At 71.3% G+C, this 3020-nt stretch carries 3 protein-coding genes; 1 reads left to right on the top strand and 2 read right to left on the bottom strand.

The window, feature by feature from the left end:
* Nucleotides 1–24: 24 nt before the first annotated feature.
* Nucleotides 25–1152 carry a magnesium and cobalt transport protein CorA gene (locus AOJ26_RS28395; protein ID WP_053851213.1) on the bottom strand — a complete coding sequence of 376 codons (1128 nt, stop codon included), beginning with the start codon at nt 1150–1152 and terminating at the stop codon, nt 25–27.
* A 240-nt stretch (nt 1153–1392) separates the two neighbouring features.
* On the opposite strand from AOJ26_RS28395, the gene AOJ26_RS28390 reads away from it, so the two are divergent.
* Nucleotides 1393–2187 (top strand): methyltransferase domain-containing protein, encoded by a 795-nt coding sequence (locus AOJ26_RS28390; RefSeq protein ID WP_053851212.1) that lies wholly within the window; start codon nt 1393–1395, stop codon nt 2185–2187.
* Between the two features lie 87 nt (nt 2188–2274).
* On the opposite strand, the gene AOJ26_RS28385 is transcribed toward AOJ26_RS28390, so the two are convergent.
* Nucleotides 2275–3020, bottom strand: a 746-nt coding sequence (locus AOJ26_RS28385) for a carbohydrate kinase family protein (protein WP_053851211.1), incomplete at its 5' end; no start/stop codon positions are given.

Raw genomic sequence — 3020 nt, 5'->3', positions numbered from 1 at the left:
GCCCCGTCCCCCGCACGCCCCGGGTCACAGCCAGCCGTTGCGCCGGAAGCCGCGGTACAGGACACCGCAGCCGACGGCTATCACGCCCATGACCAACGGGTAGCCGAACGTCCAGTGCAGCTCCGGCATGTGGTCGAAGTTCATGCCGTACACCCCGCAGACCATCGTCGGGACGGCGATCACCGCGGCCCAGGCCGTGATCTTCCGCATGTCCTCGTTCTGTGCGACCGTCACCTGCGCGAGATGTGCCTGGAGGATCGAGTTGAGCAGCTCGTCAAAGGCGGCGATCTGCTCCTTGGCGCGCAGCAGATGGTCTGCGACGTCCCGGAAGTACGCCTGTATCTCCGGGGCGATGACGTGGATCGGCCGGGCGGAGAGCTCCTCCAGCGGGCGGCTGAGCGGGGCCACCGCCCGCTTCAGCTCCAGGAGTTCACGCTTGAGCTGGTAGATGCGGCCCGGGTCGACCCGCGCGCCGTTGTCCGCGAACACCGCCGTCTCGACCAGGTCGATGTCCGACTGGAGGGAATCGGTGACGTCCAGATAGTCGTCGACCACATGGTCCGCGATCGCGTGCAGCACCGCGGCCGGACCCTTCGCGAGCTGCGCGGGGTCGGACTCCAGCTCCTCGCGCAGCGGGCCCAGTGACCCGTGGCTGCCGTGCCGCACCGTGATCACGAAGTCCTCGCCGACGAACACCATGATCTCGCCGGTGTTGACCACCTCGCTGGTCGCCGTGAGCTCCTCGTGCTCGACGTAGCAGACCGTCTTGAACACCGCGAACAACGTCTCGCCGTAGCGCTCCACCTTCGGGCGCTGATGGGCCTCGACCGCGTCCTCGACGGCCAGCGGATGCAGGTCGAAGAGGTCCGCGATGCCCTCGAACTCGATGTCCGACGGCTCGTGCAGACCGAGCCAGACGAAACCGTCACGGCTCCTGCGCACCCGCTCCACAGTGTCGACCAGGTCGCCGTCGACGGGGATACGGGCCCCCTCCTTGTACGTCACGCAGTTGACCACCGAGGTGCCCAGCGGGGAGCGGGCGTGATGGCTGAGGTCGACGCGCGGACGCCGCCGGGCCAGCCGGGCCACCTTGCGCAGGCCGCCGACCCTGCCGAGGCTCGTGACCTTTCGCAGATTCCCTGCCATGGACATCTGGATCTCCTCGTGTGGATCTCCGTGCGACGCGCTTCTGCGTCCTGGCGCGCCAGTTTGCCAGGTCGGCGCAAGCGCCGGGTGAGCCTGTGGACAGGGGTGGTTCCGCTTGGTTCCCGCCTGTGGAAAACCCGTCGCGCCGGCTGCCGCGCCGCGCACCCGGTGGACGGACCGCGGCCCTCTCGTCTTGGAGCCGCGTCGTCCGTTTCGGACAAGCCCGACGACTGGGATCATCGCGGCATGACGCGAACCGACGGGTATCTCCTCGACAACCGGCAGACGGAGGCGGCAGAGCGCTTCGACGCCTTCGCCACCCTCTTCGACCCCACGACCTTCCGGCACCTCGATGGATTCGGCATCGGATCCGGCTGGCGCTGCTGGGAGGTCGGCGCGGGTGGCACGTCCGTGGTGTCCTGGCTGGCGAAGAAGGTCGGCCCGACCGGGAAGGTCGTCGCGACGGACATCGACACCACCCTTCTCGCCGCGGCGGCCCGCCCGCCGGTGGACGTACGCGTCCACGACGTGGGCGCCGAGGAACCCCCCGGGGACGGCTTCGACCTGGTGCACGCCCGGCTCGTCCTGGTCCATGTGCCGGACCGGGAACGGGCCTTGCAGTCGATGATCAAGTCCTTGCGTCCCGGCGGACGCCTCCTGCTGGAGGACGCCGACCCCGCCCTGCAACCCCTGACCTGCCCCGACGAGCACGGCCCCGAGCAGCAGCTCGCGAACCGGCTGCGCCAGGGCTTTCGCCGACTGCTCGCCGACCGCGGCGCCGACCTCTCCTACGGCCGCACGCTCCCGCGCCTGCTCCGTGAGGCCGGTCTGCGTCAGGTCACCGCCGACGCGTACTTCCCGCTCGCCTCGCCGGCCTGCGCCGCCCTGGAGTCCGCCACCATCCGCCAGATCCGCGCCCAGTTGGTCACGGCGGGCCTCGCCACGGACGAGGACATCGACCGTCACCTCGCCAACGTCGCCACCGGCACGATGGATCTGGCCACGGCCCCGATGATCTCGGCGTGGGGGCGCAAGGCGTAGCGGGGGAGCGGGAGTCGGTCCACGGGAGCCGGTGACCGGCCGTGAGCCCGCAGGCACATCCGCCGACCCGGCTCGATCACCCAGCCCTCATTCCGGCGCCGGTGGTCTCCCGCCCACCCGTTCCACCGCCAGCGCGCCCGCCCGGCAGCCTTCCGCTGCCGCCTGCTCGGGCGTGGCACCTGCCAGCAGGGACGCGAGGAACGCGCCCGTGAAGGCGTCACCCGCCCCCGTGGTGTCCCGGGGCCTCGCCGCCACGGCGGGCACGTGGGCGTACACGGCGCCGGACCGGGCGAGCAGGGCGCCTTCTGCTCCCTGCTTGGCCACCACCAGCGGGAAGAGGCGGCTCAACTCGCCCGCCGCGTCTGCCAGGTCGGACAACCCGGTGAGCAGACACGCCTCGTCCCGGCTCGGCAACAGGACGTCCACCCCCTCGACCAGCGAGAGGAAACGGTCCGCTCCCACCTCCCGGAGGAACCCCGCAGACGCCGGGTCGAGGCTGACCTGCACTCCACGCGCGCGTGCCGACTCCACGGCCACCGCCACCAGCGCCCGGCTGGGCTCCGAGAAGAGCAGGTAGCCCGACACGTGCAGCCTCGTCACGCCGTCGAGCAACGCGTCCGACCAGTCGTCCGGCTCCAGCCGCAGTGTCGCGCCGCTGTCGGTGAGGAACGTCCGCTCGGCGGCCTCACCGTTGTCCACGAGGCAGATCACCGTCCCGGTCGGCGCCTTCGGATCGACGACCAGGCGGGGCCGCACTCCGCATGCGGCCAACTCCCGCTCGTGCCAGGCGGCCGAGTCCGCGCCCACCCGCCCCAGCAGCCGTACCTCCGCAC

The sequence above is a fragment of the Streptomyces sp. NRRL B-24085 genome, from assembly GCF_001282115.1.
Lineage (GTDB): Bacteria > Actinomycetota > Actinomycetes > Streptomycetales > Streptomycetaceae > Streptomyces.
This window is presented reverse-complemented; position numbering and strand designations above follow the sequence as displayed.